We start from the raw sequence: 26,791 nt of genomic DNA, 5'->3' as shown, positions 1-26,791 counted from the left end.
GTTTACTGCGATAGCGGCCCGCTTCATAACCTGCCGAGGGCCAGGCCTGCCCAGGTTGCCGCCAGGCCTCCGAGCACGCTGAGGCCAATGTAGCCGAAGGCCGTGGCAAGCTGGCCGCTCTCGAGCAGCCGCACGCCGTCGAGAGAGAAGCTGGAAAAGGTGGTGAACGCCCCCAGAAAGCCAAGGATCAAGCCGCCGCGCAGTTCCGGCGATACGTCCGGGCGCATGAGAAACAGCGCGTAGAGGTAGCCGATCAGCAAGCAGCCCAGCAGGTTAACCGCAAGCGTCGCCAGATAGAAATGACGCGGCCAGTGCGCCGATACCCAGGTCGACACGGCAAAACGCAGCAGCGTGCCGATCACCCCGCCCGCGGCAACGGCCAGCACCAAGCGGATCATGTCTTTCTCCGTTGCCGTGGGCTTTCGCGATCGAGTCGGGCCAGGTGCTCCAGCTTGTCGCGAATCTTGCCTTCCAGCCCACGCGGCACCGGATGATAGTACTGGCGTGGCTCCATGGCCTCGGGAAAGTAATCCTCTCCAGCGGCGTAAGCGTTCGGCTCGTCATGGGCGTAGCGGTATTCGTTGCCGTAGCCCAGCTCCTTCATCAGGCGGGTCGGCGCATTGCGCAAATGCAGCGGGACTTCCTGCGAGCCGCTTTCGGCTACGTCACGCTTGGCGGCCTTGAAGGCCATGTAGACCGCATTGCTTTTCGGCGCGCAGGCGAGATAGACGATCGCCTGCGCTACCGCCAACTCGCCCTCGGGGCTGCCCAAGCGCTCCTGGACGTCCCAGGCGGAAAGGCACAGGCCAACCGCTCGCGGATCGGCGTTGCCGATTTCCTCGCTGGCCATGCGCACCACGCGCCGCGCGATATAGAGCGGATCGCAACCGCCGTCGAGCATCCGCGCGAACCAGTACAGCGCCGCATCCGGATTGGAACCGCGCACCGACTTGTGCAATGCGGAGATCTGGTCGTAAAAGGCCTCGCCGCCTTTATCGAAACGACGGCGGCTGTCGCCCAGCAGATCTTGCAGCAACTCGACGCTGATCTCGCCGCCTTCTTCGGCCAGGTCCGAGGCGTTCTCCAGCAGGTTCAGCAACCGCCGGCCATCGCCATCGGCCGCAGCCACCAGCATCTGGAAACTCTCTTCGGGCAGGGTCAGATGCAGGTCGCCTAGCCCTTTCGACTCGCTCAGCGCGCGCTCAACCAGCTTGCGCAAGGCGGCTTCGTCGAGGCTTTTCAGCACGTAGACCCGCGCGCGGGACAGCAAGGCGTTGTTCAGTTCGAAGGACGGGTTCTCGGTGGTCGCACCGATGAAAATCAGCGTTCCGTCCTCGACATAGGGCAGAAAAGCATCCTGCTGGGATTTGTTGAAGCGATGTACTTCATCGACGAAGAGAATCGTGCGTCGACCATACTGGGCCGCCTGCTGCTTGGCGATCTCAACGGCCTGGCGGATCTCCTTCACCCCGGCCAGCACCGCCGAGACGGTTTCGAAATGGGCGTCGGATACCTTGGCCAGCAACTGCGCCAGCGTGGTCTTGCCCACGCCCGGCGGTCCCCAGAAGATCATCGAGTGCAGCGCGCCCTGCTCCAGTGCCTCGCGCAGCGGCTTGCCGCGCGCCAGCAGGTGCTCCTGCCCGACGTATTCGTCGAGGCTGGCGGCACGCAAGCGTGCGGCTAACGGCTGGGCAACAGGGGCACGGCTGAACAGGTCCATCAAGGGCTCTACGACTTACTCGGAAATGACATCGGTTCCTTCGGGAATCTCGAAGGTGAACAGGTCCGCCTTGAGCGGATCGTTCAGCTTGACGCCATGGAAGAGGATGTTGGTGCGCTGACCGACGCCGTCAACCATCTGCATGTCGTTGATCACGCCATTGCGAAAGGACAGCCGAAGGCTATCGAACAGCGTGTCCTTGGCTTTCGGCTCGAGCGTGAAATCGACGACCTCGCCGGCCTCCTTGTGCGAGACCTGGAAGTTCTCGCTGATGGCCGAAACGTCTCCGGACAGCAGCAGCGCCGGCGTATGGGTCAGGCGCTGATCCAGGGTCTGAATGGTGACCTGCTCCAGATCCGGGTCGTACAGCCAAACCTTCTTGCCATTTGAAACCAGCAGCTGCGCCATCGGCTCGTCGGTTTTCCAGCGGAACTGGCCCGGCCGTTTCAGTGCCATCTCGCCGGAGGTTTCCTGCAGTTGGGTGCCGGTACCATCGAGCGACAGCTGGGAAAAGCGCCCGGTCAGGGTCTCGGCCTTCTGCAGCAGGCCCGTCAGGCGCTGGACAGAGGCGGCCTGGTCGGCCTGGGCCGGAACCAGCGCAAACAACAGAACGGAGGCGAACAGCAAACGAATCAATTGCATAATTCCTCGGTGCGACTCAGTCGCGCATAGGCGGCGGCGCGAGCACTTCGCGCGAGCCGTTGGTATTCATGGAGGTCACGACGCCGGCCATCTCCATAGCTTCGATCATCCGGGCGGCGCGGTTGTAGCCGATTTTCAGCTTGCGCTGCACGGCGGAAATCGACGCGCGGCGGCTTTCGGTAACGAAGCGCACAGCCTCGTCGTACAGCGGATCTTCCTCGCTGCCTTCGCCACTGCCGCTCTCGCCACCGCCGTCGAAACCGCTACCGGACTCTTCGGCACCGACCAGAATCTCCTCGATGTAATCGGGCGCGCCACGCGCCTTCCAGGCTTCGACCACGCGATGCACTTCATCGTCGGACACGAAGGCACCATGTACGCGAATCGGCAGACCAGTGCCAGGCGGCAGATAGAGCATGTCACCATGACCCAGGAGCTGCTCGGCGCCGCCCTGGTCGAGAATGGTCCGCGAGTCGATCTTGCTGGACACCTGGAACGCCATGCGGGTCGGAATGTTGGCCTTGATCAGGCCGGTGATCACGTCCACCGAAGGCCGCTGGGTCGCGAGGATCAGGTGAATGCCTGCTGCCCGAGCCTTCTGCGCGATACGCGCGATCAGCTCTTCGACCTTCTTGCCAACGATCATCATCATGTCGGCGAATTCGTCGACAATCACCACGATGGTCGGCAATTTTTGCAGCAGTGGCGCTTCGTCTTCCATGCTCTCGCGGCGGTACAGCGGGTCGGTAAGCGGCGTGCCGGCCTCCTCCGCCTCCTTCACCTTGCGGTTGAAGCCCGCCAGGTTGCGCACGCCCATGGCCGCCATCAATTTATAGCGGCGCTCCATCTCGGCAACGCTCCAGCGCAGCGCGTTGGCCGCTTCCTTCATGTCCGTCACCACCGGACACAGCAAGTGCGGAATGCCTTCGTAGATGGACAGTTCGAGCATCTTCGGGTCGATCATGATCAGCCGCGCATCTTCCGGCCCGGACTTGAACAGGATCGACAGGATCATGGCGTTGACGCCCACCGACTTACCCGAACCGGTCGTGCCCGCCACTAGCAGGTGCGGCATCTTCGCCAGATCGGCGATCACCGGCTTGCCGCCGATATCGTGGCCCAGGGCAATGGTCACCGGCGACTTGGCGTCGTCATAAGGTGCCGACGACAGCACTTCAGAGAAGCGCACGATTTGCCGGTCCTCGTTGGGAATCTCGATACCCACAGTAGTCTTGCCGGGAATCACCTCGACCACGCGAACACTGATCACCGCCAGCGAGCGCGCCAGGTCCTTGGCCAGATTGGAAATGCGACTGACCTTGACCCCGGCGGCCGGCTGGATCTCGAAGCGGGTAATCACCGGGCCCGGATGCACGGACTCGACGATCACCTCGACGCCGAACTCCTTCAGTTTGATCTCCAGCAGCCGGGACATGGCTTCCAGAGATTCGGGGGAATACTGCTTCTGCTGCTTCTCGGCGGCATCGAGCAGGGAAATCGGCGGCAGACTGCCTTCGATCAAGGGGTCGACGAACAGATTGGCCTGTTTTTCCTTCAGCACACGCTTGCTTTGCTCCACCGGCTTCGGGGGGACGGCAGGCGGAATCACCGGAGCCGGACGCTTGTCCCGCTCGCTCATGTGTTTGCTCAGCGACTCTTCACGCTCGAGCAAACGCTCCTTCACCTTTGCGCGCTCACGATGGTCGGGTAGCGAACCAGCCACGTCGTTTACCAGCTCATCGGCTTCACGCAGCTGCGCAACGATGTGCTTGCGCTCATTGCGCGCAGACCACCAACGGCTGAAAAGGCTCTGAATCAGCTCGACCAGATCGAGCGTGATCTTGCCGGTCAGGTCCATCACCTTGAACCAAGATAGATCGGTGAACACCGTGAGACCGAACAGGAAGAAAGCCAGTAGCAACAACGTACTGCCCTGAACGTTAAGCGCGGCCTCGGCTAGCTGACCGAGGCTCTCGCCTAATGCACCACCTGCCGAAGCAGGAAGGCTGTTGGCGAACTGGAAATGGATGTAAGCCAGCGCAGAGCCGGACAAAATCAGAAAGACGAGTCCGATCAACCGCCACGAAAACAGCCAGCCGTTCCACGTCCAAGGCTGATGACGCGCACGAAATACCTGCCAGGTCTTGACGCCCAGCAACAAGGGAAACAGGAACGCGAAATAGCCAAGCGCCATGAACAGTACGTCGGCGAACCAGGCCCCGGCACGGCCGGCTGCGTTCTGAACTTGTTCGACATTGCTGGTGTGCGTCCAGCCGGGATCGGACGGATCGTAGGTCAGCAGAGCCATCCACAAATAGGCACACAAAGCGCCGAGCGCGATCAACGCGCCCTCTTTGAGACGGTAATGCAATTGCTGTCGCCAGACGGAAGCCGGCGCGGTAGAGGAGGTATTCTTCAAAACGCTTTATTTCCTGCGCCTGCGGCGCGCTCTATGAACCGTGGTCAGCCTGAACCCCGACATTGTACGGCTTTGTCGATTCGATGGCATTCCGGTTCCGTGCCGCTTGGGCTTTTCTCGATGCTTCGGTGTAGCATAAACGCCCAGCTTTTCAGCGCGGCTCGACTGGAGCACGCTTCTCTATTTGCGACAAAGGCTTATGAGGGCTTTTTATGAGTGAAGTCAAGCATTCACGTCTGATCATCCTCGGCTCGGGCCCGGCCGGCTATACCGCCGCGGTATACGCTGCCCGCGCTAACCTGAAGCCCGTGATGATCACCGGCATTCAGCCCGGCGGTCAGCTCACGACCACTACCGAAGTGGACAACTGGCCGGGCGACGTCGAAGGTCTTACCGGTCCCGCGCTGATGGAGCGGATGCAGAAACACGCAGAGCGCTTCGATACCGAAGTGGTTTTCGACCACATCCACACGGCTGAGCTACAGCAACGTCCCTTCATCCTCAAAGGCGACAGCGCTACCTACAGCTGCGACGCGTTGATCATTGCCACAGGCGCCTCAGCTCAGTATCTCGGCCTGCCGTCCGAAGAGGCGTTTGCCGGCCGCGGCGTGTCGGCCTGCGCTACTTGTGACGGCTTCTTCTACCGCAATCAGGTAGTGGCTGTGATCGGTGGCGGCAACACGGCCGTCGAGGAAGCACTTTATCTGTCGAACATCGCCAAGGAAGTGCATCTGATTCATCGTCGCGACAAGCTGCGTTCTGAGAAGATCCTGCAGGACAAGATTATGGACAAAGCGGCCAACGGCAATATCCGGCTGCACTGGAATCACACGTTGGAAGAGGTTCTGGGCGATGCCAGCGGCGTCACGGGCGTGCGGCTGAAGAGCACGGTATCGGGCGAAGAGCAGAAGCTTGAACTGTCGGGCGTATTCATCGCCATTGGCCACAAGCCCAACACCGATCTCTTCCAGGGTCAGCTTGAGATGAAGGACGGTTACCTCAAGATCAAGGGCGGCAGCGAGGGCGACGCCACCTGCACGACTATCCCAGGCGTCTTTGCAGCTGGCGACGTGGCCGACCACGTATACCGTCAGGCCATCACGTCCGCGGGTGCCGGCTGCATGGCCGCGCTCGATGCCGAAAAGTATCTGGATCAGTGACCACAGCCGGGCGGATAGTATGCGTATCCCCCCCCTTCGTGACGCACCGATAATGCTGACCTGGCTGCAGCGCGACGACTTGTCGTTCCCCCCGCTAGAAAAGGCCTTGCGCGAACCCAACGGACTGCTCGCCGCTGGAGGCGATTTGTCTTCGGAGCGCTTGCTGGCCGCCTACCGGCATGGTTGCTTTCCCTGGTATCAGGACGGGCAGCCAATGCTCTGGTGGTCACCCGACCCGCGCACGGTTCTTTATCCGGAGGAACTGCATATCTCGCGTAGCCTGCGCAAGAAATTACGCCAGGGCCCATTCAGTGTCACCTTCGACCGTGCATTTCGAGAAGTAATCGAAGGCTGCGCCGCCCCGCGCAGCTACGCCGACGGCACGTGGATCACGACAACGATGCAGCACGCCTATGTGAGGCTGCATCAACTCGGCATCGCACATTCGGTTGAAGTCTGGCAGGACCAACAGTTGGTCGGCGGGCTCTATGGCCTCGCCATGGGTCGACTATTCTTCGGCGAATCGATGTTCAGTCGGGCAACCGATGCGTCCAAAATTGGGTTCGTGACATTAGTGGAACGCCTCCAAGATTGGGGATTCAAAATGATTGACTGCCAGATGCCGACGCAACACCTGGCCAGTTTCGGCGCGCGCTCCATATCCCGCGAGGCCTTCGCCGAGACGCTTACCAAGTACCTGGACGAACCTAGCTCAGCCCGATGGGAGCCCTAGTCGACTAAGCCAAGCTGACCTACACTGAGTTCAAGTTTTTCGAGAGCTGACCATGACTTCACTGGCTCGTCTCAAGTTCTACGCAACCCAGCCTCACGCGTGCAGTTACCTGCCCGACGAGCAGGCCACGACGCTCTTCCTCGACCCCAGCCAGCCGATGGACGTACAGGTGTACGCAGAACTGTCCGAAATGGGCTTCCGCCGCAGCGGCGATCATCTCTACCGCCCACACTGCCAACGCTGCACCGCCTGCATCCCAGCACGGATACCTTCCGATGGGCTGCAACTCAATCGTCAGCAGAAAAGAATCCTTAAACGCAACGCTGACTTGTCCGTGACGGATGTTCGCCCCTCGTTCACCGAAGAATATTATTCGCTTTATGCAAGTTACATCGAGCAGCGCCATGCTGACGGCGATATGTACCCGCCAAGCCGGGACCAGTTCCACACCTTTCTGGTCCGCGACCTCCCCTTCTCCCGCTTTTATGAATTCCGCCTGGAAGGCCGCCTGCTGGCGCTGGCAGTGACCGATGTGCTGCCCAATGGCCTCTCTGCGGTTTACACCTTCTACGACCCCAACGAGGAGCGCCGCAGCCTGGGACGCTTCGCCATTCTCTGGCAGGTCAACGAGGCAGCTCGCCTAGGCCTGAAGGCTATTTATTTGGGCTATTGGATCAAGAACTGCCGCAAGATGAATTACAAAACCGAGTACCGCCCAATCGAACTCCTGGTCAATCAGCGCTGGATTACTCTGAGCTGAGCCCTTGGCTCTCGGAGCCCTTTCAGGCACAATGCTTGCCGCTTTTACCCGCGCATGCTTGCGCCGGGTCAATCATTGGACACCGAGGGCTTTACTGAATGTCGAAAGAAGACAGCTTCGAAATGGAAGGTACTGTCGTCGACACCCTGCCCAACACCATGTTTCGTGTGGAGTTGGAAAATGGGCACGTCGTTACTGCGCATATTTCTGGAAAGATGCGCAAGAACTACATCCGGATTCTTACCGGTGACAAGGTTCGCGTAGAACTAACACCGTACGATTTGAGCAAAGGTCGCATCACCTACCGCGCCCGTTAACGGTACGCGAGAAAGAATGCCCGGTTATGACCGGGCTTTTTTGTTTGTGCCCGCTACAACCGATCACCACTCCTCACAGGCCCACCCGCCTTCTGCATTTCGCCGGATGATCCAAACAGAAACGCCCGGCAATGCCGGGCGTTTCTGTCAGCGCTGCGATACCAGTATGCGTTAAGCCAATTCAGCCGAGGTTTCAAACTCGAAGAATGGCTCACCATCGCGAATATCGATGTGCACCACACCACCGTGCTCCGCCAACTCACCGAAAAGGATTTCCTCGGCCAACGGCCGCTTGATCTTATCCTGAATTAGGCGAGCCATCGGCCGCGCGCCCATTTGGACGTCGTAACCACGCTCGGCCAACCAACCACGCGCTGCGTCGGACACCTCAAGCGTGACGTGCTTGTCCTCGAGCTGCGTCTGCAGTTCGATGAGGAACTTGTCAACGATGCTCTTGATGACTTCGTGACTCAAGCGGCCGAACTGGATAATGGTGTCCAGGCGGTTGCGGAACTCCGGCGTAAAGCTCTTCTTGATCACCTCCATCGCATCGGATGCGTGATCCTGATGAGTGAAACCAATCGAAGCGCGTGCTGCCGTTTCCGCACCAGCATTGGTGGTCATGATCAGAATGACGTTGCGGAAATCGGCTTTGCGGCCGTTGTTATCCGTCAGCGTCCCGTGATCCATCACCTGCAGCAGCAGATTGAATACCTCTGGATGGGCCTTCTCTATCTCATCAAGCAAGAGCACGCAGTGCGGTTGCTTGGTGATCGCCTCGGTCAACAGCCCACCCTGATCGAAACCGACGTAGCCGGGCGGAGCACCGATCAGCCGCGACACGGTATGACGCTCCATGTATTCGGACATGTCGAAGCGCACCAATTCGATACCCAACGCCCGCGCCAGCTGCCGCGCCGCCTCCGTCTTGCCGACGCCGGTAGGGCCAGCGAACAGGAATGAGCCCACAGGCTTGTCAGGCGCTTTCAGCCCGGCACGCGACAGCTTAATGGCCGTGGCGAGCGAATCGATCGCATCGTCCTGACCGAAAACGGTCAGCTTCAGATCACGCTCCAGATTGCGCAATAGCTCTTTGTCAGACGTACTGACATGCTTGGGTGGAATCCGCGCTATCTTGGCAACGATATCTTCAACCTGCTCCACATCGATTCGAGCGACGCGCTTATCTTCCGGCTGTAGGCGCTGGAATGCTCCCGCCTCGTCGATCACATCGATCGCCTTGTCCGGCATATGCCGATCGTTGATATAGCGCGAAGCCAGTTCTGCAGCAGCACGGAGCGATTCATCGCTGTACTCAATGCTGTGATGCTGCTCGAAACGCCCCTTCAAGCCACGCAGGATGCCGATGGTGTCCTCGACGGACGGCTCGGAAACATCGACCTTCTGGAAGCGTCGAGCCAGAGCACGATCCTTTTCGAAGATGCCGCGGAACTCCTGAAATGTGGTCGACCCGATACAGCGAATCTCTCCGGACGAAAGCAGTGGCTTGAGCAAATTGGAGGCATCCATCACACCACCCGAAGCCGCGCCAGCTCCGATGATCGTGTGAATCTCATCAATAAACAAAACCGCCTGAGGCCGCTTGCGTAGCTCATTCAGCAGCGCCTTGAACCGCTTCTCGAAATCACCCCGGTATTTGGTCCCGGCCAGCAAGGCACCGAGATCCAAAGAGTAAACAACGCTGTTGGCAAGCAGCTCCGGCACCTGATTGTCCACGATGCGTTTTGCCAAGCCCTCGGCAATCGCGGTCTTACCGACACCAGCCTCACCAACCAGCAAGGGATTGTTCTTGCGACGACGCGCCAGGATCTGCGCGACTCGCTCGACTTCATGCTCTCGTCCAACGAGTGGATCTATACGGCCTTGGCGAGCCAGCTCGTTGAGGTTGCTGGCATAGGCATCGAGCGGGTTGCCCGAAGTGGCGGACTCTCCACCCTCCTCATCCTGCATTTCCGAATCGCCGTCAGGATTGCCGTTATCACCCGGCACCTTGGAAATGCCGTGAGCAATGTAATTGACGACGTCGATACGAGCGACGTTCTGCTGTTTTAGCAAGAACACCGCTTGGCTTTCCTGTTCGCTGAAGATCGCAACCAGCACATTCGCACCAGTGACTTCGCGCTTGCCAGAACTCTGTACATGGAAAACCGCCCGCTGAAGCACTCGCTGGAAACCCAAGGTTGGCTGGGTTTCGCGCTCTTCGTCATGCTGGGGAATCAGAGGCGTGGTGGAATCGATGAATTCCTGTAGGTCATGGCGCAATTTATCGAGGCTGGCCCCGCAAGCGCGCAACACCGTTGCGGCCGCTTCGTTATCCAGCAGAGCTAACAGAAGATGCTCGACCGTCATGAACTCATGACGCTTGGTACGAGCCTCCTTGAAAGCCAGATTCAGAGTGACTTCGAGCTCACGGTTCAACATAGCTTTCACCTCTTACCCAGCAGTCGGGTTTAACCGTCCTTCTCGATCTCACAAAGCAACGGGTGCTGGCACTCCCTTGCATATTGATTGACCTGCATCGCTTTGGTTTCTGCGACGTCTCGCGTGTAAACACCACAGACGGCTCGTCCTTCGGTATGAACCGCCAGCATGATTCTGGTGGCGACCTCCCGATTGTGATTGAAAATTCCTTCGAGCACCTCCACGACGAAATCCATCGGCGTGTAGTCGTCATTAAACATGACAACTTTGAACATCGGTGGTGCCTTCAGTTGCGGCTTGGCTTCTTCGACCGCCAAGCCGGAAGAGTCGTCATCCAACGGTTTTGGACGATCCTGATTGAATATTAGTTGAAATGTTGGAGATGCACGCATGCGTATGACAGTTCTAAATCGGGGCGCCGAGGCCGGGTAAGTGGAAAGGCTTCACAGCCACCTGACGAGTCGCCTTGACTATCGGCAAAACGATGATACAAACAGTAATGTGCCACAACGGCAACGGGCTGCGCGTATGGGCCAAGTGCTGCATCAGCGCGGAATGAAATGGATGTTACTCCAGTGATGGACTCCTTTGCAGAGGGATAACAGCATGCTAAGCGGTAAGGTCAAGTGGTTCAACAACGCCAAAGGCTATGGATTCATCGTAGCAGACGGCGGCGATGAGGACCTGTTCGCCCACTACTCGGCCATCCAAATGGAAGGGTACAGAACTCTAAAAGCTGGGCAAGCGGTCATGTTCGATATTCTGCAAGGTCCCAAGGGCCTGCATGCAACCAACATCAGGTCGCTGCAGACCACTGTGGATGTAGCGGCACCTGTTTTACAGAGCGCAACCGTAGACGCCTGATCCCAGGCAACAAAAAGGCCGATCTGTGATCGGCCTTTTTGTGTCGCTTGCGCAGTTACATGTGCGAGATCATGGCATCGCCAAATTCCGAGCAGGACATCAGTTTCGCGCCGTCCATCAGACGCTCGAAGTCATAGGTCACCGTCTTCGCAGCGATCGCGCGCTCGGTCGATTTGATGATCAAATCTGCCGCTTCCACCCAACCCATGTGGCGCAGCATCATCTCGGCGGAGAGAATCAGTGAGCCGGGGTTGACCTTATCCTGACCAGCATACTTCGGTGCGGTGCCGTGGGTCGCTTCGAACATGGCGACGGTGTCGGATAGGTTAGCGCCCGGGGCGATACCGATACCGCCTACTTCCGCCGCCAGCGCGTCTGACAGATAGTCGCCATTGAGGTTAAGCGTGGCGATGACATCGTACTCGGCCGGACGCAGCAGAATCTGTTGAAGCATGGCGTCGGCAATGGCGTCCTTGACGACGATGTTCTTGCCAGTGGTCGGGTTCTTGAATTGCATCCAGGGCCCACCATCCAGCAACTCGGCACCGAATTCATCGCGCGCGACTTCGTAGCCCCACTCTTTGAAGGCACCTTCGGTGAACTTCATGATGTTGCCTTTATGCACGAAGGTTACCGAACTGCGGTCATTGTCTACCGCGTATTGCAGCGCCTTGCGCACCAGCCGCTTGGTGCCTTCCAGCGAAACCGGCTTGATGCCGATGCCGCAGTTTTCGGTGAAGCGAATCTTCTTGACGCCCATTTCCTCAGTGAGGAACTTGATAACTTTCTCCGCCTCCGCAGAGCCCGCCTTCCACTCGACACCGGCGTAGATGTCCTCGGAGTTCTCGCGAAAGATGATCATGTCGACATCGGCCGGCTTCTTGACCGGACTAGGTACACCGGTAAACCAGCGAACCGGACGCTGGCAAACGTACAGATCCAACTCCTGGCGCAGCGCGACGTTGAGAGAACGGATACCACCACCAACCGGTGTGGTCAGCGGTCCCTTGATGGACACGACGTAGTCGCGAACGACCTCCAGCGTCTCCTTTGGCAGCCAGGTGTCCTGGTCGTAGACCTGAGTCGCTTTCTCGCCAGCATAGATTTCCATCCAAGCGATCTTGCGCTTGCCGCCATAGGCTCTCTCTACAGCCGCGTCGACCACCTTGATCATTACCGGACTGATATCAACGCCAATCCCGTCACCCTCGATATAGGGAATGATCGGATTGTCGGGAACGTTCAGGGTGTTATCGGCATTGACGGTGATTTTGTCACCGTTGGCAGGCACCTGGATCTTTTGGTATCCCATGCTGGACTCCGTTTTTGTGGTTAAACATTAAACAGCGGTCATCTCCGAAGAGTAACCCAGTTGAATCAGCCGAAACCATATTGTTCATTGGTCTATGGCCACGGGCATTTTTTGACAACGAGCCGCGGTGATATACTGCTTAGGTGACTAACGAGTCATGAGGAGCCAACGAGACCCTTGGCCCTGTACCGCCAGGCTGCTAACCGCAGCCGGACGGATCGAACACTCAACACTCTAGTGGTGCTGCATCCAACATCATCGCGGCGAATCTCGATGCTGGCTCAATGAACGTAGCCAGGCCGCCTACCTGCGTTTCGAGATTCTGTGCACGCTCAGCAAGAGAGAGTTAACTCTACATGTCCACCCGCTCGAAGATCATTTACACCTTCACCGACGAAGCCCCGGCGCTGGCCACCTACTCGCTTCTGCCTATTGTAGAAGCCTTTGCCGCTTCCGCTGACATCTCCGTCGAAACACGTGACATCTCTCTTGCAGGGCGCATTCTTGCGGCCTTCGCGGATCAACTGGACGCGGATAAGCGGATCGATGACGACCTCGCCAAGTTGGCCGTTCTGGCGACTCAGCCAGAAGCCAACATCATCAAACTGCCGAACATCAGCGCATCGGTGCCGCAACTGCGCAACGCCATCGCCGAGCTCCAAGCTCAGGGCTACAACGTCCCGAACCTCCCGGAAGACCCGCAGACTGACGAAGAGCAAGAGGTACGCGCTCGCTACAGCAAAGTGCTTGGCAGTGCGGTGAATCCGGTACTGCGCGAAGGCAACTCCGACCGCCGCGCGCCCGCCGCGGTCAAGGCGTTCGCTCGCAAGCACCCGCATTCGATGGGCAAGTGGAGCATGGCGTCGCAATCCCACGCGGACTACATGCGCGGCGGCGACTTTTTCTCCAGCGAGCAATCCGTCACCATGGCTAAGGCCGGTGACGTGCGCATCGAGTTCGTCGGCAAAGACGGTAAGGTTGAGGTCAAGAAGCTGCTCACGCTCGAGGAGGGCGAAGTCCTCGACAGCATGTTCATGAGCTGCAAGAAGCTGCGCGAGTTCTTCGAGAAGACGCTGCAGGATTGCAAAGAAACCGGAGTCATGTGGTCGCTGCACGTGAAGGCAACCATGATGAAGATTTCCCATCCGATCGTTTTCGGTCACGCCGTCAGCGTCTACTACAAGGAAGCGTTCGATAAATACGCTGACCTGTTCAAGGAGCTGGGCGTCAATCCGAACAACGGTTTGAGCAGCGTCCACGACAAGATCAAGAGCCTACCGGTCTCGCAGCAAGAAGAGATCCTGGACGATATCCACGCCTGCTATAGCCGCCGCCCGGAAATGGCGATGGTGGACTCGGTCAAGGGCATCACCAACCTGCACATCCCGAGCGACGTGATCGTCGACGCCTCGATGCCCGCGATGATCCGCAGCTCCGGGCAAATGTGGGGCAAGGACGGCACGCTGAAAGACACCAAGGCGGTGATGCCGGAAAGCACTTACGCCCGTATTTATCAGGAAATGATCAACTTCTGTAAAACCAATGGTGCATTCGATCCGACCACCATGGGCACGGTGCCCAACGTCGGCCTGATGGCACAGAAAGCGGAAGAGTACGGCTCGCACGACAAAACCTTCGAAATGATCGCCGACGGCACCATGCGCGTCGTGCTGAACGACGGTACCGTGCTGATGCAGCACGAAGTTGAGGAAGGCGATATCTGGCGTGCCTGTCAGACCAAGGACGCGCCGATCCGCGACTGGGTCAAGCTGGCCGTCACCCGCGCCCGCCTGTCGAATACCCCGGCGATTTTCTGGCTCGACCCGGAGCGCGCCCACGATCGCGAGCTTCAAAAGAAAGTTGAAACCTATCTGCAAGACCATGACCTGAACGGCCTGGATATTCGCATGATGGGTTACAACGAAGCCATCCGCGTCAGCATGGAGCGTCTGGTCCGCGGTCAGGACACCATTTCGGTTACCGGTAACGTACTACGCGACTACCTGACCGATCTGTTCCCGATCATGGAACTCGGCACCTCGGCCAAGATGCTCTCGATCGTCCCGCTGATGGCCGGGGGCGGCATGTACGAGACGGGCGCTGGCGGCTCGGCGCCCAAGCACGTGCAGCAGCTGATTGAAGAAAACCATTTGCGCTGGGATTCGCTCGGTGAATTCCTGGCGCTTGCGGTATCACTGGAAGAAACTGGAATCAAGACAAACAACGCGAAAGCCAAGCTGCTGGGCAAGACCCTGGACGCCGCGACCGGCAAGTTGCTCGACAACAACAAGTCGCCATCGCGTCGCACCGGCGAGCTGGATAACCGCGGCAGCCATTTCTACTTGGCGCTGTACTGGGCCCAGGAACTGGCGGCACAAACCGAAGATATGGAGCTGCAGACTCACTTCGCACCGCTGGCCAAGCAGCTGAGCGAAAACGAAGCAGCTATCGTTGCTGAACTTGCAGAAGTCCAGGGCAAGCCAGTAAACATTGGTGGCTACTACCGCTCCAACCCGGAGCTTACCAGCCAGGTAATGCGTCCAAGCGCGACCTTCAACGCGGCACTCGCCGCAATGGTCTGAGACGGCTGGCGCTAACCTAGCGCCGTTGCGTTACATGGAAACCCCGGCCTCGTGCCGGGGTTTTCCGTTTTCCAACACACCCTGACGCTACTATTCAGCCGGAGGACAAGCCCGAACATGACCTGGAACCCCCACATCACAGTCGCGACCATCGTCGAAGCAGAAGGCCGCTTTCTCATGGTCGAGGAATCGAAAGGTGGTCGACTGGTGCTGAATCAGCCGGCAGGCCATCTCGAACCCAACGAAACGCTGCGGCAAGCAGCGGTGCGCGAGACACTCGAGGAAACAGGATGGGAGGTCGAGCTGAACGGCGTGGTTGGCATCTACCTCTACACTGCGCCGAGCAATGGCGTGACCTATCAGCGTGTCTGCTTTGCGGCCAATCCGGTTCGTCATCACCCGCAGCGTGAACTCGACACCGGTATTGTCGGCGCTCACTGGATGTCTCGTGATGAATTGTCAGCGCAGCCGGAACGCTGGCGCAGCGAACTCATTCTCCGTTGCATCGACGACTATCTGGCGGGGCCGACGTACGACCTGACCGTGGTACGCGACTGATCCGCCTTAACCGCCGGCTTGGCCAGCCTGTTAGAATTCGATTCTTTGTCGTCAGCCCTGAGTTTTTATGTCTGATTCCACATCCGTTGCTCCTGAAAACCCTCGCGTCATAGTCGGTATGTCCGGCGGCGTCGATTCTTCGGTTTCCGCTCTGCTTCTGCTCGAACAGGGGTATCAGGTCGAAGGCCTGTTCATGAAGAACTGGGAGGAAGATGACGGCACCGAGTACTGCACCGCGCGCGAGGATCTGGCCGATGCTCAGGCCGTCTGCGATCGGCTCGGCATCAGGCTGCATACCGCCAACTTCGCGGCTGAATACTGGGACAACGTATTCGAGCATTTCTTGGCCGAATACAAGGCTGGGCGAACGCCCAACCCGGACATCCTGTGCAACCGCGAGATCAAGTTCAAAGCCTTTCTGGACTATGCTCTGGCGCTGGGTGCGGACCTGATCGCCACTGGCCATTACGTACGCCGCCGCGACACCGACGGACGCAGCGAGCTGCTCAAGGGCCTCGACCCGAACAAAGACCAAAGCTACTTTCTTCATGCCGTGGGCGGCGAGCAGCTGAGCAAGACATTGTTTCCCGTCGGCGAACTGGAAAAACCAGCCGTCCGTGCCCTGGCCGAAAAACATGGCCTCGCGACGGCTAAAAAGAAGGACTCGACGGGTATCTGCTTTATCGGTGAACGCCGGTTCAGCGATTTCCTCAAGCAATACTTGCCAGCCCAGCCCGGCGATATCGAGACCATCGACGGCGAAACCATCGGTCGCCACTACGGCCTCATGTATCACACCATCGGTCAGCGGCAGGGGCTGGGCATTGGCGGCCTCAAGGATGCCGGCGATGAACCCTGGTACGTATTGAGCAAGGATCTCGAGCGCAACGTACTCGTGGTGGGACAGGGCAACGATCACCCTTGGCTCTTCTCCCGCGCCCTGCTCGTCTCCGAGATGTATTGGGTCAATCCGTTGGAGCTGTCCGCACCTCTACGCCTCACCGCTAAGGTTCGATATCGCCAGAGCGATCAGCTCTGCACCTTGGAGCAGACAGCCAATGGCTACCGAGCCATATTCGATGATCCTCAACGCGCCGTCACGCCTGGGCAGTCCGTGGTGTTTTACGACGGCGAGGTCTGCCTCGGTGGTGGCGTCATCGAAACTGCCGAACCCTGGTTTGCCGGAGTTCGCCCATGACGCCCCTGCAGGAACAGCTGGTCGCGCTCGGTGCGGTATTCGAAGCTGCTGCACTGGTCGATCGGATCGCCCGCACCGGTCAGGTCCCTAACGCCGCGCTTGGCAGCATGCTAGGCAGCCTGCTCGTTCGGGAGGACAAGCCGGCACGGGAAATCTATGGCGGCGACGACCTCAATCTACGCGATGGTTATCGAGCACTCGTCGGTGCGCTGGAGCGCGACACCAGCAGCCTGCAGCGCGAGCCATTGCGCTATGCCTTGGCCATGATTGGCCTCGAGCGTCAGCTGGATAAACGCAGCGACTTGCTACAGGTCATAGGAAGTCGCCTCGATCAGATACAACAGCAGGTCGACCATTTCGGGCTGACCCACGAAAATGTGATCGCCTCCTTCGGCGGTCTGTATCAGGACACGCTCAGCACATTCCGGCAGCGCATCCAGGTGCAAGGCGACATGCGTCACCTTCAGCAAACCGACAATGCCGCCAAGATCCGCGCGCTTCTTCTGGCCGGAATTCGTTCCGCGCGGCTGTGGCGCCAGCTCGGTGGGCACCGCTGGCAAATGGTGTTCAGCCGCCGCAAACTCCTCGATGCACTGTACCCCATGCTCCGGTCGGAATAAGCGCCATCGGTGCGGCACGGCGACGGTCACCCCGCCGCTTTCGTGTATAATCTGCGCCCTCTTTTCGTTGCTCGACTGCCGAGATGCCTCTTATGCAGCTTTCCACGCTCACCGCGGTTTCCCCCGTCGATGGCCGCTACGCCGGCAAAACCAGCGCCCTGCGCCCTATTTTCAGCGAGTTTGGTCTGATTCGCTGCCGCGTTCAGGTCGAGGTGCGTTGGTTGCAGCGTCTGGCCGCGCACAGCGGTATCCCAGAAGTCGCGCCCTTCTCCTCGGAAGCCAATGCGCTGCTCAATCAATTGGCTGAAAACTTCGAGTTGGCGCATGCCGAGCGGGTCAAAGAGTTCGAGCGCACCACCAACCACGATGTGAAGGCGGTGGAGTACCTGCTGAAAGAGCAGGCCAAGCAACTGCCCGAACTGGCTAAAGTAAACGAATTCATCCACTTCGCCTGCACGAGCGAAGACATCAACAATCTGTCCCATGCATTGATGCTGCGTGAAGGCCGCGACAACGTACTGCTGCCAGTGATGCGCCAGCTGGCCGATGCCATTCGCGCGCTGGCGGTCGAGCACGCCGATGTTCCCATGTTGTCCCGCACTCATGGCCAGCCCGCTTCGCCAACCACCTTGGGCAAGGAGTTGGCCAATGTGGTCTATCGCCTCGAGCGACAGATCGCACAGGTCGAAGCCGTTCCGCTGCTGGGTAAAATCAACGGTGCTGTCGGCAACTACAACGCGCACCTGTCTGCCTATCCCGAGGTCGACTGGGAAGCCAACGCGCGGGCGTTTATCGAAGATGACCTGGGCCTGACCTGGAACCCCTATACCACTCAGATCGAACCTCACGATTACATCGCGGAGTTATTCGATGCTGTGGCGCGCTTCAATACCATCCTCATCGACTTCGACCGCGACATCTGGGGCTACATCTCGCTGGGCTATTTCAAGCAACGCACCGTTGCCGGTGAAATCGGCTCCTCGACAATGCCGCACAAAGTTAACCCGATCGATTTTGAGAACTCCGAAGGTAATCTGGGAATCGCCAATGCCCTGCTACAGCACTTGGCGAGCAAACTACCGATTTCCCGTTGGCAGCGAGACCTGACCGACTCCACAGTCCTGCGTAACCTTGGCGTCGGCTTTGCCCACAGTCTCATCGCTTACGAGGCGAGCCTCAAAGGTATTGGCAAGCTGGAACTCAACCAGGCGCGTATCGCCGAAGACCTCGACAATTGCTGGGAAGTGCTGGCTGAGCCGATCCAGACGGTGATGCGCCGCTACGCCATCGAAAATCCCTACGAGAAGCTCAAAGAGCTGACCCGAGGCAAAGGCATTAGCCCCGAGGCCCTGCAAACTTTCATCGAGAGCTTGGATATACCAGCCGAAGCCAAAGCCGAGCTGCGCAAGCTCACCCCGGCTGGCTACATCGGCAACGCGGCCGCCCAGGCCAAGCGGATCTGAACGACGCCTCCTTTTTGCCGCCCGGCTGTGCCGGGCGTTTTTATTTGCAGCTCTGTAGCAGAGCAAGGTACCTGCATGACTTCCGATATTCCATTGCAAATTCTCGGCGGCATAAGCGCGCGCGAGTTCCTGCGCGATTACTGGCAAAAAAAACCACTGCTTATCCGTCAGGCGATTCCCTCGTTCGAAAGTCCGGTTTCGCCCGACGAACTAGCCGGGCTGTCGCTGGAAGAGGAAGTCGAGTCGCGCCTGGTCATCGAACATGGCGACAGCCCTTGGGAACTGCGCCGCGGGCCGTTTAGCGAAGATACTTACCAGCATCTTCCGGAGCGCGACTGGACGCTACTGGTCCAGGCGGTCGATCAACTGGTTCCAGAAGTCGCCGAGCTCATCGAACATTTCCGTTTCCTGCCCAACTGGCGGATCGACGACGTGATGGTCAGCTTCGCGGCCCCGGGAGGCGGCGTCGGCCCGCATTTCGACAACTATGACGTCTTCCTCCTGCAGGCTCAGGGTCAACGCCGTTGGCGCGTAGGACAGATGTGTGACGGCGACAGTCTCATGCTGCAACACGCCGACTTGCGCATCCTTGCGGATTTCCAAGGCACCGATGAATGGGTTCTGGAACCCGGCGACATGCTTTATCTGCCACCTCGGCTGGCGCATTTCGGCACCGCCGAAGATGCCTGCATGACCTATTCGCTCGGCTTCAGAGCGCCTAGCGCCGCTGAAGTCCTGACACACTTCACCGACTTTCTCGCTCAATTCCTACCCGACGAAGAACGCTATAGCGACGCTGACCTCACTCCCACCGATGATCCCTACCAGATCCAGGGCGACGCGCTCGATCGGCTGCGGGCGATGCTCACCGAACACATGGGCGATGAGCGCCTGCTGCTCACTTGGTTCGGCCAGTTCATGACCGAACCTCGCTATCCGGAACGCGTGCAGGGCCCGGACATAGAGGAGCATGCGCTACTCGCTGCGCTGAAAGATGGCGCGGTCCTGATCCGTAATCTCAGCGCGCGCCTGGCCTGGAGCGAGGTCGACATTGGCCTTCTGCTGTTCGCCAGCGGCCAGAGCCGCTTACTGCCTTCGCATTTGAAAGATCTTTTGAAACTGATCTGCTCGGCTGATGCGATACATGCGGAAAACCTCACACCGTGGCTGAACGACGAAGATGGGCGTAATCTGGTGTGGCAGTTGGTCAAGCAGGGAAGTCTGGAGTTTGCTGATGAGTGATATAGAAGTTCGCATCGCCGACTGGCAGCAGGACAACGCCGATTTGCGTCGAATTCGCGAGACCGTTTTCATCGCCGAGCAGTCGGTGCCGCCTGAGCTCGAATGGGATGCGGACGATGCCGAGGCCGTGCATTTCCTCGCCCTTGAAAGTGGCTATCCCATAGGCACGGCGCGCTTGCTGAATGATGGACATATCGGTCGCGTCTCCGTGCTACGCGACTGGCGCGGGATGCATGTTGGAGGCGCGCTGATGAAGGCCGCGATCGAAGAAGCAGAACGTCGTGGTCTCCGCGAACAACGACTGACCGCCCAGGTCCATGCCACCTCGTTCTATGAACGCCTCGGTTTTGAAGTGATCAGCGAGGAGTTCCTGGAAGCGGGCCTGCCCCACGTCGATATGCTTCGAAAGAGCAACTGATCCACCATGAATCGCAATGACCCGGATCGACCAGCCACCTCCGCAGAGTTGGCAGATATCGATTTTCACTCACCGGGTCGTTTCGAAATCAATAACCCATCGGCATCGCCAACAGGCCTGGAGCAATGGAGCTCTGCTTCATTCGTTCTGGGTAGTAGCCCAGCTCAGGCCTTCAACAGCGCGGTTGAGGCTCGCCAGCATGCGTTAGCGCTGATTGAACAGGCCCGACGTAGTCTGAATATTTACACGCCAGACTTGGAGCCCTGGCTGTACAACCACAGCTGTATTCAACAGGCTTGCTCGCACTTTCTTCTGGCACACCCACGCAATCGCCTGCGAATTCTGGTCGGCGATTCCTCCCGCGCCGTCAAGCAAGGGCATCGTCTGGTTACGCTGGCGCGCCGATTGACCAGCAACCTGGCGATTCGCAAATTTCATCCGGACTATCCGATGCAAGCGTGCGCTTTCCTGATAGCCGACAACTGTGGCGTGCTGGTTCGCCCTGAGCCAGACCAATTTTCCGGCCATGCGCTATACCGGGATCCCGGTCGCGCCCGCCAGCGACAGCGATTATTCGACAACGCCTGGGACCACAGCCTGTCTGACCCCGACCTGCGGAGTTTCCTGCTATGAAGCGCTATCTCCTCGCCGTGTTCCTGGCATTCGTCAGCCTCTCGCTTCATGCCGCGACACAGGTAATCCCTCTCGAATTCCGTATGGCCGAAGACGTATTGCCAATCGCGCAATCGGTAGTCGGCAATCAAGGCAAGGTAAACGCTTACGGGAATCAGCTGATCGTGAACGCGCCTTCCGCTGTAATCGCTGAGCTGCAGGACGTGCTGTCCCAGATCGATACTGAGCCCCGTCGATTGCTCATCAGTGTCGATACGCAAAACTCGGCGATGAGTAGTGACAATGGCTATCGAGTCGATGGCTCCGCCCGTATCGGTGACGTGGAAATCCAGACCGGGCGCGGGGAAGCCAGAGGCAGTGATCAGGTCCGCATCATCCGTCGCAGCACCAACAGCCAAGGCGGAGGCGTTCAACAGATTCAGGTTACCGAGGGCTACCCTGCTCTGATACAGGTCGGCCAAAGCGTGCCTATTACCACCACTGGCGCCGATGGCTACGGCCAGATCTATCAGCAGACCCAATATCGTAATGTCACGCGCGGCTTCTACGCCACTGCCACGGTTCATGGTGATCAAGTGCAAGTCACCGTTAGCAGCCATAACGACCGGATGAGCGCCTATCGGCCGGATACTATCAATGTTCAGCAAACCGATACCCGTGTAAACGGACGCCTCGGTGAATGGATATCGCTTGGCGGCATCGACGAATCCGCCAGCTCCAATGACAGCGCAACGCTGCGACGCTACTCCACTGAGGGTCGCCAGAGTCTGTCGCTACGACTCAAAGTCGACATGCTGAAATAGAACGACTTAGAGAGATTCGATGTTTGTAGAAAAATGTAGTGCCTTGAAAATTTCACTACAAAACAATTGACGAACCATTTTGGCCGGAGCATCATGGCCCCGCTCCCGCTAATCAGGGGCCCTGTCACGGGCCTCCGGGTCATACTTAGCCAACCAGCTGAGGGGTCCGTGACTGTACTGCCCACAAGGCGGACTGACGAGGTTGCGACTGGAACGAGTCGTCCTGAGGGACGGGGAAGCGATTAACGCATCAGCTCGAAGATGCCAGTTCTGCTGAGTCGCCCGACGGCCTAAGCCGCTGTGTGCCGGAATGCCACGATCATTCCACAGCTAGCCGAATCTTCCAGCGGTCGTAACTGCACACCCTCCTCTCTTGGTTCAATCCTCGTCCCGGTCAGTATTTCGACGCTCTGCCGCGTGTTGCCCGCATCATCATGCGATCAGCACGTAGGTTTCGGTGGGAACAGTCGGTGCTCAACCAAACACGAATTTTTTTTGAAAGGATTGACCATGTCCGCTTATCAAAACGACATCAAGGCCGTTGCCGCTCTGAAGGAAGTAGCTGGAAGCAGCTGGAGCGCTATCAACCCTGAATCCGTTGCCCGTATGCGTGCTCAGAACCGTTTCAAGACCGGTCTGGAGATTGCTCAGTACACCGCCGACATCATGCGCAAGGACATGGCTGAGTACGATGCCGATTCGTCCGTTTACACCCAGTCGCTGGGTTGCTGGCATGGCTTCATCGGTCAGCAGAAGCTGATCTCCATCAAGAAGCACCTGAAGACCACCAACAAGCGCTACCTCTACCTGTCCGGCTGGATGGTTGCCGCGCTGCGCTCCGAATTCGGCCCGCTGCCGGACCAGTCGATGCACGAGAAGACTGCCGTCTCCAACCTGATCGAAGAACTCTACACCTTCCTGCGCCAGGCTGATTCCCGCGAACTGGACCTGCTGTTCACCGCCTTGGACGCCGCTCGCGAAGCTGGCGACAGCGGCAAAGCAGCGGAAATCCAGAACCAGATCGACAACTACGAAACTCACATCGTCCCGATCATTGCCGACATCGACGCCGGCTTCGGTAACCCGGAAGCCACCTACCTGCTGGCCAAGCGCATGATCGAAGCAGGCGCCTGCTGCATCCAGATCGAGAACCAGGTTTCGGATGAGAAGCAGTGTGGCCACCAGGACGGCAAAGTGACCGTTCCCCACGCCGACTTCCTCGCCAAAATCGCGGCCGTTCGCTATGCGTTCCTCGAGCTGGGCATCGACAACGGCGTAATCGTTGCGCGTACCGACTCCTTGGGTGCCGGCCTGACCAAGCAGATCGCCGTGACCAAAGAGCCGGGCGACCTGGGCGACCTGTACAACTCCTTCCTGGATTGCGAAGAAATCACCGAAGCCGAACTGGGCAACGGCGATGTCGTGATCAAGCGCGAAGGCAAGCTGTTGCGTCCGAAGCGTCTGCCGTCCAACCTCTTCCAGTTCCGCAAGGGCACAGGCGAAGCACGCTGCGTACTGGATTGCATCACTAGCTTGCAGAACGGCGCCGATCTGCTGTGGATCGAAACCGAGAAGCCGCACGTTGGCCAGATCGCCGAGATGGTCAACGAAATCCGCAAGACCATTCCGGATGCCAAGCTGGTCTACAACAACAGCCCGTCCTTCAACTGGACCCTAAACTTCCGTCAGCAGGTGTTCGACGCCATGGTCGCCGAGGGCAAGGACGTCTCCGCCTACGACCGCGCCAAGCTGATGAGCGTGGAGTATGACGAAACCGAACTGGCCCAGGTAGCTGACGAGAAGATCCGCACCTTCCAGAAGGACGGTTCCGTCCACGCCGGTATCTTCCACCACCTGATCACGCTGCCGACTTACCACACCGCTGCGCTGTCGACCGACAATCTGGCCAAAGGATACTTCGCAGAGGAAGGCATGCTGGCCTATGTCAAGGGGGTTCAGCGTCAAGAACTGCGCCAAGGCATTGCCTGCGTTAAGCACCAGAACATGGCTGGCTCCGACATTGGCGACAACCACAAGGAGTACTTCGCTGGCGAAGCGGCTTTGAAGGCAAGCGGTAAAGACAACACCATGAACCAGTTCCACTAAAGAATGGTTCTGGCTCGGGCCTCGGCCCGAGCTGGTGGTGTAAAAAAGCCCCGGTAGATACCGGGGCTTTTGTTTGTATTCAAAAATCATCAAGCGAACCGCTTGTCGGCCGCTGTTGGATTGTCATTAATCTGTCGCGAGTTCAGCCTAGCGTCGCAGTTCCGTCGATTACCTAAGGAGCTGCATCGTGACTGACAATAACGACAACCTCATGTTTGGCAACGGTGATGAATTGCCGAGCAATCGTTCAGCCAATCCCCATATCCAGGATGTCATCAACGCGGGGCGGCGCAAGGTGCTCACCAGCGGTGCGGCAGTCGGCGCACTTGCGTTTCTCGGCGGTCTACCTGCGATTACCAACGCAGCAGCTCCAGCTACTGACCGTGGCTTGCCCTTCCAACGTCGGACCCGACTCCCATTTGGTGCGGTAAGCATTACCAGAGCTGACACGGTGACAGTGCCGTCCGGGTTCTCCGCAACAGCGTTCATTCCTTGGGGCACGCCGATTTGCGGAAGCTATCCTGCGTATCTCGAAGACGCTAGCAACAGCGCGGAAGATCAGGCACAGCAGACCGGCATGCACCACGACGGCATGCATTTCTTCCCTATGGATGCCAAATTCAAGGGCCGCAAGAGCGATCACGGCTTGCTCGCGCTTAACCATGAATACATAGATGTACCGTTGCTACATCGCAACGGCGCCACTGTCGTCAACGGCAAACGCGTCGACGCCGATGAAGTCCGTAAGGAAATAAACGCTCATGGCGTTTCGATTGTAGAGATTCGCCGCAACGCCCGCGGCGAATGGGCGGTATTGCCATCAGCCCGCAACCGGCGCATCACTGGCGCGTCCCCCATGCGGATCGAAGGGCCCGCGCGAGGTCATGATCTGATGAAGACCCGCTACAGCCCAAGCGGCACATCTGCACGAGGAACGTTGAACAATTGCGCGAACGGCTACACACCGTGGGGAACCTATCTAACCTGCGAGGAAAACTGGGCGGGCTATTTCGCGAGTCGCGATTCTGAACTGCCCCGCCACCTGCGGCGCTATGGTCTTCCCTCGACTAGCCGTTACGGCTGGGAAACGATTCCGGGTGATGAATTCCAGCGCTTCGACGCAACGGCAACGGCAGAGGATTTCAGAGCCGACTATCGCAACGAGCCCAATACATTTGGCTGGATCGTCGAAATCGATCCGTTCGACCCCGACTCCACACCGGTAAAGCGCACCGCACTCGGCCGATTTGCACATGAAGGACTGGTGTTCGCGCCCGTCAAGCCTGGCTGGCCGGTGGTCTGCTATTCAGGAGACGACTCGCAAAATGAATACATCTATAAGTATGTAAGCCGCGATAGGTATCGCCCGCTGCGCAGCGACGGCCAGCTCCTTGATGACGGAACGCTTTACGTGGCCCGATTCAACCCAGACGGCAGCGGTGACTGGCTGCCGCTTGACATTGAAAACGCTGATTTTCAACAGGCTTGTGCTGCCGCCAATGTTGAGTTTGCCAACCAAGGCGAGGTGTTGATCAATACCCGCCTCGCTGCCGATATTGTCGGTGCGACGAAAATGGATCGTCCTGAATGGGGAGCCGTACACCCTGACACTGGCGAGGTGTATTTCACGTTGACGAACAATAGCTCTCGGCGGGACACCGACGCGGCGAACCCACGCGCGCCGAATCCTTACGGACATATCATTCGTTGGCGCGAAGAGGGAAGGAGCCACACCGGCGTTCGGTTTCAGTGGGACTTGTATCTTCTCGCCGGCCCACAAAACGACAGCCGTGATCCTCGCGGCAAACCGTTGACCGAGGAAAATATACTGGCGAGCCCTGACGGACTCTGGTTCGACAACGACGGGCGGCTTTGGATACAGACCGATATGAGCGGCAGCCAACTGAGCGACGGGCCGTTTGGCAACAACCAAATGCTGGTATCAGATCCCAGAACAGGCGAAACCAAGCGATTCCTTGTAGGTCCCCAAGGCGCCGAGGTGACGGGAATAACTGCAACGCCGGATTTCCGCACGTTGTTCGTCAACATCCAACACCCCGGCGAAGGTTCAACCTCCACCGAGTACACCAGCACATGGCCCGATGGCGCGGGACGCCGGCCACGTTCCGCCACGGTGATAATCAGCCGTGACGATGGCGGTCGAGTGATTTAGTTTGCGGCCGCGTCCGGCATGGTCGGACGCGGCTAATTAGCGATTCCCCTCGGGTGAAGTGAACAATCCCCACGTCGACATAAAAAGGGCAGCAATGAGCGGGCCGATCACGAAACCATTCAGACCGAACAGAGCGAGCCCACCCAGCGTCGAAATCAACACCAGATAGTCTGGCATCTTGGTGTCCCTGCCTACGAGAATTGGCCGCAGGATGTTATCGACCAAGCCAATTACAAGGATTCCATAGAGCGTAAGAATCACGCTCTGCAGAACCATGCCCTTCATCAGAAAATAGAGTGCTGCCGGCGTCCATATCAGCCCTGCCCCAACCGCCGGAAGCAACGACAGGAATGCCATGAGAACGCCCCAGAGCGCGGCCGCTGGAATTCCCAGTACTGCAAAGATCGCCCCTCCGAGAAAGCCTTGGATAGCTGCAACCACAATGTTGCCTTTAACCGTAGCCCTGACCACACGGGTGAACTTGCTGAACAACCTACGCTTCTGATTATCGCTCAGAGGTAGTGCTCGTCGAATCCGAACGACCAGGTCTCGTCCGTCTCGAATGAGGAAGAACAACAGATACAGCATTAGAAAAAAACTGATCAGGAACTGGAATGTACCCTGAC

General features: G+C 58.5%; 24 protein-coding genes. 16 read left to right on the top strand and 8 right to left on the bottom strand.

The genetic code is table 11. The annotated features are described in order from the left end of the window. Positions 1-23: 23 nt before the first annotated feature. The 4 genes from crcB to ftsK are packed head-to-tail and all read right to left on the bottom strand — an operon-like array spanning position 24 to position 4,781. A complete protein-coding gene (gene crcB, locus V6943_RS16915; RefSeq protein WP_340554790.1) occupies positions 24-398 on the bottom strand; it encodes a fluoride efflux transporter CrcB in 375 nt (124 codons plus the stop codon). Further along, positions 395-1,720: a replication-associated recombination protein A gene (locus tag V6943_RS16910; protein ID WP_340554787.1), complete on the bottom strand. Its 1,326-nt coding sequence runs from the start codon at positions 1,718-1,720 to the stop codon at positions 395-397. The genes crcB and V6943_RS16910 overlap by 4 nt, the downstream gene beginning before the upstream one ends. A 15-nt stretch (positions 1,721-1,735) precedes the next feature. Continuing rightward, a complete protein-coding gene (gene lolA, locus V6943_RS16905; RefSeq protein ID WP_340554785.1) occupies positions 1,736-2,362 on the bottom strand; it encodes an outer membrane lipoprotein chaperone LolA in 627 nt (208 codons plus the stop codon). 16 nt (positions 2,363-2,378) lie between these two features. Next, positions 2,379-4,781, bottom strand: a complete 2,403-nt coding sequence (ftsK, locus tag V6943_RS16900; protein WP_181104394.1) for a DNA translocase FtsK — start codon at positions 4,779-4,781, stop codon at positions 2,379-2,381. Positions 4,782-4,993: 212 nt separating this feature from the next. Here ftsK and trxB point away from each other — a divergent pair, with 212 nt between their 5' ends. The 4 genes from trxB (at position 4,994) to infA (ending at position 7,751) form a co-directional block, all read left to right on the top strand. After that, positions 4,994-5,941: a thioredoxin-disulfide reductase gene (gene trxB, locus V6943_RS16895; protein ID WP_340554783.1), complete on the top strand. Its 948-nt coding sequence runs from the start codon at positions 4,994-4,996 to the stop codon at positions 5,939-5,941. 52 nt (positions 5,942-5,993) lie between these two features. Next, positions 5,994-6,674, top strand: a complete 681-nt coding sequence (gene aat, locus V6943_RS16890) for a leucyl/phenylalanyl-tRNA--protein transferase (protein WP_340554781.1) — start codon at positions 5,994-5,996, stop codon at positions 6,672-6,674. Between the two features lie 52 nt (positions 6,675-6,726). Continuing rightward, positions 6,727-7,434 carry an arginyltransferase gene (locus tag V6943_RS16885; RefSeq protein ID WP_340554779.1) on the top strand — a complete coding sequence of 236 codons (708 nt, stop codon included), beginning with the start codon at positions 6,727-6,729 and terminating at the stop codon, positions 7,432-7,434. Between the two features lie 98 nt (positions 7,435-7,532). Next, positions 7,533-7,751: a translation initiation factor IF-1 gene (gene infA / locus V6943_RS16880; protein ID WP_002553999.1), complete on the top strand. Its 219-nt coding sequence runs from the start codon at positions 7,533-7,535 to the stop codon at positions 7,749-7,751. A 171-nt stretch (positions 7,752-7,922) separates the two neighbouring features. Here the strand turns inward: infA and clpA are convergent, their stop codons facing one another. Both clpA and clpS read right to left on the bottom strand, forming a co-directional pair. Beyond that, positions 7,923-10,193, bottom strand: coding sequence for an ATP-dependent Clp protease ATP-binding subunit ClpA (gene clpA, locus V6943_RS16875; RefSeq protein ID WP_131651970.1), 2,271 nt, complete (start codon positions 10,191-10,193; stop codon positions 7,923-7,925). A 29-nt stretch (positions 10,194-10,222) separates the two neighbouring features. Then, a complete protein-coding gene (gene clpS / locus V6943_RS16870) occupies positions 10,223-10,585 on the bottom strand; it encodes an ATP-dependent Clp protease adapter ClpS (RefSeq protein ID WP_131651969.1) in 363 nt (120 codons plus the stop codon). 214 nt (positions 10,586-10,799) lie between these two features. On the opposite strand from clpS, the gene cspD reads away from it, so the two are divergent. Next, positions 10,800-11,057 (top strand): cold shock domain-containing protein CspD, encoded by a 258-nt coding sequence (gene cspD / locus V6943_RS16865; RefSeq protein WP_131651968.1) that lies wholly within the window; start codon positions 10,800-10,802, stop codon positions 11,055-11,057. A 55-nt stretch (positions 11,058-11,112) separates the two neighbouring features. Here cspD and icd read toward each other — a convergent pair whose 3' ends face one another. After that, complete coding sequence (gene icd, locus V6943_RS16860) at positions 11,113-12,369, bottom strand: NADP-dependent isocitrate dehydrogenase (protein WP_340554773.1); 1,257 nt, start codon at positions 12,367-12,369, stop codon at positions 11,113-11,115. Positions 12,370-12,725: 356 nt separating this feature from the next. Between icd and V6943_RS16855 the strand changes: the two genes are divergently transcribed. The 11 genes from V6943_RS16855 (at position 12,726) to V6943_RS16805 (ending at position 26,165) form a co-directional block, all read left to right on the top strand. Further along, positions 12,726-14,951: an NADP-dependent isocitrate dehydrogenase gene (locus tag V6943_RS16855; protein WP_340554771.1), complete on the top strand. Its 2,226-nt coding sequence runs from the start codon at positions 12,726-12,728 to the stop codon at positions 14,949-14,951. 117 nt (positions 14,952-15,068) lie between these two features. Continuing rightward, positions 15,069-15,509, top strand: coding sequence for an NUDIX hydrolase (locus tag V6943_RS16850; RefSeq protein ID WP_340554769.1), 441 nt, complete (start codon positions 15,069-15,071; stop codon positions 15,507-15,509). Between the two features lie 67 nt (positions 15,510-15,576). After that, a complete protein-coding gene (gene mnmA, locus V6943_RS16845; RefSeq protein WP_340554767.1) occupies positions 15,577-16,707 on the top strand; it encodes a tRNA 2-thiouridine(34) synthase MnmA in 1,131 nt (376 codons plus the stop codon). After that, on the top strand, positions 16,704-17,327 hold the full coding sequence (hflD, locus tag V6943_RS16840) for a high frequency lysogenization protein HflD (RefSeq protein WP_131651964.1): 624 nt from the start codon (positions 16,704-16,706) through the stop codon (positions 17,325-17,327). Before mnmA ends, hflD begins: the two co-directional genes overlap by 4 nt. Positions 17,328-17,419: 92 nt before the next feature. Continuing rightward, a complete protein-coding gene (gene purB, locus V6943_RS16835) occupies positions 17,420-18,790 on the top strand; it encodes an adenylosuccinate lyase (RefSeq protein ID WP_181104412.1) in 1,371 nt (456 codons plus the stop codon). A 75-nt stretch (positions 18,791-18,865) separates the two neighbouring features. Beyond that, complete coding sequence (locus V6943_RS16830) at positions 18,866-20,032, top strand: ribosomal protein uL16 3-hydroxylase (RefSeq protein ID WP_340554763.1); 1,167 nt, start codon at positions 18,866-18,868, stop codon at positions 20,030-20,032. Beyond that, the gene (locus tag V6943_RS16825; RefSeq protein ID WP_131651961.1) at positions 20,025-20,450 is read left to right on the top strand and encodes a GNAT family N-acetyltransferase; all 426 of its coding nucleotides are present in this window, start codon (positions 20,025-20,027) and stop codon (positions 20,448-20,450) included. The genes V6943_RS16830 and V6943_RS16825 overlap by 8 nt, the downstream gene beginning before the upstream one ends. A 6-nt stretch (positions 20,451-20,456) precedes the next feature. Then, on the top strand, positions 20,457-21,083 hold the full coding sequence (locus V6943_RS16820; RefSeq protein WP_181104419.1) for a DUF7931 domain-containing protein: 627 nt from the start codon (positions 20,457-20,459) through the stop codon (positions 21,081-21,083). Continuing rightward, positions 21,080-21,886 (top strand): secretin N-terminal domain-containing protein, encoded by an 807-nt coding sequence (locus V6943_RS16815; RefSeq protein WP_340554760.1) that lies wholly within the window; start codon positions 21,080-21,082, stop codon positions 21,884-21,886. Before V6943_RS16820 ends, V6943_RS16815 begins: the two co-directional genes overlap by 4 nt. Positions 21,887-22,396: 510 nt before the next feature. Continuing rightward, positions 22,397-23,992, top strand: a complete 1,596-nt coding sequence (locus tag V6943_RS16810; protein WP_340554758.1) for an isocitrate lyase — start codon at positions 22,397-22,399, stop codon at positions 23,990-23,992. A gap of 211 nt (positions 23,993-24,203) precedes the next feature. Continuing rightward, the gene (locus V6943_RS16805; protein ID WP_445324159.1) at positions 24,204-26,165 is read left to right on the top strand and encodes a PhoX family protein; all 1,962 of its coding nucleotides are present in this window, start codon (positions 24,204-24,206) and stop codon (positions 26,163-26,165) included. Positions 26,166-26,201: 36 nt separating this feature from the next. Here the strand turns inward: V6943_RS16805 and V6943_RS16800 are convergent. Further along, on the bottom strand, positions 26,202-26,791 hold a 590-nt coding region (locus V6943_RS16800; protein ID WP_340554756.1), incomplete at its 5' end, for an AI-2E family transporter.

The sequence above is a fragment of the Pseudomonas sp. CBC3 genome (assembly GCF_037967085.1).
Lineage (GTDB): Bacteria > Pseudomonadota > Gammaproteobacteria > Pseudomonadales > Pseudomonadaceae > Stutzerimonas.
The sequence above is the reverse complement of the archived record's forward strand: the minus strand, read 5'-3'. Positions and strand labels throughout refer to the sequence as shown.

What these genes read in the sequence shown, in the direction of transcription:
- V6943_RS16810 (WP_340554758.1), top strand. Translation starts at nt 22,397, where the DNA reads ATGTCCGCTTATCAAAACGACATCAAGGCCGTTGCCGCTCTGAAGGAA.
- infA (WP_002553999.1), top strand. Translation starts at nt 7,533, where the DNA reads ATGTCGAAAGAAGACAGCTTCGAAATGGAAGGTACTGTCGTCGACACC.
- V6943_RS16830 (WP_340554763.1), top strand. Translation starts at nt 18,866, where the DNA reads ATGACTTCCGATATTCCATTGCAAATTCTCGGCGGCATAAGCGCGCGC.
- V6943_RS16815 (WP_340554760.1), top strand. Translation starts at nt 21,080, where the DNA reads ATGAAGCGCTATCTCCTCGCCGTGTTCCTGGCATTCGTCAGCCTCTCG.
- V6943_RS16805 (WP_445324159.1), top strand. Translation starts at nt 24,204, where the DNA reads ATGTTTGGCAACGGTGATGAATTGCCGAGCAATCGTTCAGCCAATCCC.
- V6943_RS16855 (WP_340554771.1), top strand. Translation starts at nt 12,726, where the DNA reads ATGTCCACCCGCTCGAAGATCATTTACACCTTCACCGACGAAGCCCCG.
- V6943_RS16910 (WP_340554787.1), bottom strand. Translation starts at nt 1,720, where the DNA reads ATGGACCTGTTCAGCCGTGCCCCTGTTGCCCAGCCGTTAGCCGCACGC.
- hflD (WP_131651964.1), top strand. Translation starts at nt 16,704, where the DNA reads ATGACGCCCCTGCAGGAACAGCTGGTCGCGCTCGGTGCGGTATTCGAA.
- V6943_RS16850 (WP_340554769.1), top strand. Translation starts at nt 15,069, where the DNA reads ATGACCTGGAACCCCCACATCACAGTCGCGACCATCGTCGAAGCAGAA.
- purB (WP_181104412.1), top strand. Translation starts at nt 17,420, where the DNA reads ATGCAGCTTTCCACGCTCACCGCGGTTTCCCCCGTCGATGGCCGCTAC.
- V6943_RS16820 (WP_181104419.1), top strand. Translation starts at nt 20,457, where the DNA reads ATGAATCGCAATGACCCGGATCGACCAGCCACCTCCGCAGAGTTGGCA.
- V6943_RS16825 (WP_131651961.1), top strand. Translation starts at nt 20,025, where the DNA reads ATGAGTGATATAGAAGTTCGCATCGCCGACTGGCAGCAGGACAACGCC.
- cspD (WP_131651968.1), top strand. Translation starts at nt 10,800, where the DNA reads ATGCTAAGCGGTAAGGTCAAGTGGTTCAACAACGCCAAAGGCTATGGA.
- lolA (WP_340554785.1), bottom strand. Translation starts at nt 2,362, where the DNA reads ATGCAATTGATTCGTTTGCTGTTCGCCTCCGTTCTGTTGTTTGCGCTG.
- trxB (WP_340554783.1), top strand. Translation starts at nt 4,994, where the DNA reads ATGAGTGAAGTCAAGCATTCACGTCTGATCATCCTCGGCTCGGGCCCG.
- V6943_RS16885 (WP_340554779.1), top strand. Translation starts at nt 6,727, where the DNA reads ATGACTTCACTGGCTCGTCTCAAGTTCTACGCAACCCAGCCTCACGCG.
- mnmA (WP_340554767.1), top strand. Translation starts at nt 15,577, where the DNA reads ATGTCTGATTCCACATCCGTTGCTCCTGAAAACCCTCGCGTCATAGTC.
- crcB (WP_340554790.1), bottom strand. Translation starts at nt 398, where the DNA reads ATGATCCGCTTGGTGCTGGCCGTTGCCGCGGGCGGGGTGATCGGCACG.
- clpS (WP_131651969.1), bottom strand. Translation starts at nt 10,585, where the DNA reads ATGCGTGCATCTCCAACATTTCAACTAATATTCAATCAGGATCGTCCA.
- clpA (WP_131651970.1), bottom strand. Translation starts at nt 10,193, where the DNA reads ATGTTGAACCGTGAGCTCGAAGTCACTCTGAATCTGGCTTTCAAGGAG.
- icd (WP_340554773.1), bottom strand. Translation starts at nt 12,369, where the DNA reads ATGGGATACCAAAAGATCCAGGTGCCTGCCAACGGTGACAAAATCACC.
- aat (WP_340554781.1), top strand. Translation starts at nt 5,994, where the DNA reads ATGCTGACCTGGCTGCAGCGCGACGACTTGTCGTTCCCCCCGCTAGAA.